Raw genomic sequence first — 1,571 nt, 5'->3', positions numbered from 1 at the left:
CTGCAGGAAGTCCTGGTTCGGGTGCTTGCGGCCGCCTTGCGGGGGCACCGAAGCCATCGTGCCTTCGACCAGCTTCAGCAGCGCCTGCTGCACGCCCTCGCCCGACACGTCGCGGGTGATGCTGGGGTTGTCAGCCTTGCGCGAGATCTTGTCGATTTCGTCGATGTAGACGATACCGCGCTGCGCCCGCTCGACGTCGTAGTTGCAGTTCTGCAGCAGCTTCTGGATGATGTTCTCGACGTCTTCGCCCACGTAGCCGGCTTCGGTCAGCGTGGTGGCGTCGGCAATCACGAACGGCACGTTCAGCAGGCGGGCCAGCGTCTGTGCCAGCAGCGTCTTGCCAGAACCAGTGGGGCCGATGAGCAGGATGTTGCTCTTGGCCAACTCCACCTCGTCCTTGCTGGCACCGAGGTGCTTCAGGCGCTTGTAGTGGTTGTAGACGGCCACGGCCAGCGTGCGCTTGGCCGGGTCCTGGCCGATCACGTACTGGTCGAGGCTGGCCTTGATCTCGCTGGGCACCGGCAGGTCGGACTTGGCCGTCTTGGCGGTGGCGCCTTCRGCTGGCACTTCATCACGGATGATGTCGTTGCACAGCTCGATGCACTCGTCGCAAATGAACACGGACGGCCCGGCGATGAGCTTCTTGACCTCGTGCTGGCTCTTCCCGCAGAAAGAGCAGTAGAGGACTTTTTCGCCAGAGGCGCCTTTCTTGTCGGGCATGGGAGTGCGAGTTGGGGCCTGGGAAGCCTGGGTCAATGATAGAGCAAGCGCCGGCCATGCCGGCGGTCAGGAAAACGTGGGGGTCAAGCGCTGGGAATGCCGCGTTTCTCGATCACCTGGTCGATCAAGCCGTAGGCCCTGGTTTCCTCGGCGCTCATGTAGTAGTCGCGCTCGGTATCGGTCTGGATCTTCTCCAGCGGCTGACCGGTGCGCTCAGCCAGGATGCGGTTCAACTGCTCACGGGTCTTCAGGATCTCGCGCGCGTGGATCTCGATGTCCGTCGCCTGGCCCTGCGCGCCGCCCAGCGGCTGGTGGATCATGATCTTGCTGTTCGGCAGCGCAATGCGCTTGCCCTTGGCACCCGCGGCCAACAGGAAGGCACCCATGCTGGCGGCCATGCCGATGCACAGGGTCGATACGTCCGGCTTGATGAACTGCATCGTGTCGTAGATCGACAGGCCGGCGCTGACGCTGCCGCCCGGCGAGTTGATGTAGAAGAAGATGTCCTTGTCGGGGTTTTCGCTTTCCAGGAACAGCAGCTGCGCCACCACCAGGTTGGCGCTCTGGTCATTGACCGGGCCGACCAGAAAAACGATGCGGTCCCGCAACAGGCGAGAGTAGATGTCGTAGGCCCGTTCGCCGCGGCCCGACTGCTCGATCACCATCGGGACCATGCCCAGGGCTTGTGTGTCCAGTGCGCTCATGACAGATGCCTCTTGGAGTTCATTTGTTGTGGGTGTTGGCCTCATTATGAAGCCGACGTCAAGCGGCCTGATCGGGCGAAAAAAAGCCCGGCCTGAGCCGGGCGATTTTCTGGTTGAACGCCTGGGAAGGATCAGGCGGTCATCAGC

General features: G+C 62.6%; 2 protein-coding genes. Both read right to left on the bottom strand.

Annotation, left to right across the window (positions count from 1 at the left end; translation table 11 throughout):
- Positions 1 to 720, bottom strand: a 720-nt coding sequence (gene clpX / locus AC1DYI_RS35140) for an ATP-dependent Clp protease ATP-binding subunit ClpX (RefSeq protein ID WP_477208724.1), incomplete at its 3' end; no start/stop codon positions are given.
- Between the two features lie 83 nt (positions 721 to 803).
- Positions 804 to 1,424, bottom strand: a complete 621-nt coding sequence (clpP, locus tag AC1DYI_RS35135; RefSeq protein WP_477208723.1) for an ATP-dependent Clp endopeptidase proteolytic subunit ClpP — start codon at positions 1,422 to 1,424, stop codon at positions 804 to 806.
- Positions 1,425 to 1,571 lie beyond the last annotated feature (147 nt).

Source organism: Ideonella sp. P3_A4, from assembly GCF_056403075.1.
Note: the sequence above shows the minus strand (reverse complement) of the source record. Positions and strands in the feature narration are given on the sequence as shown.

Bases quoted from the DNA above. Each gene is read 5' to 3' on its own strand.
- clpP (WP_477208723.1), bottom strand. From the start codon at position 1,424: ATGAGCGCACTGGACACACAAGCCCTGGGCATGGTCCCGATGGTGATC.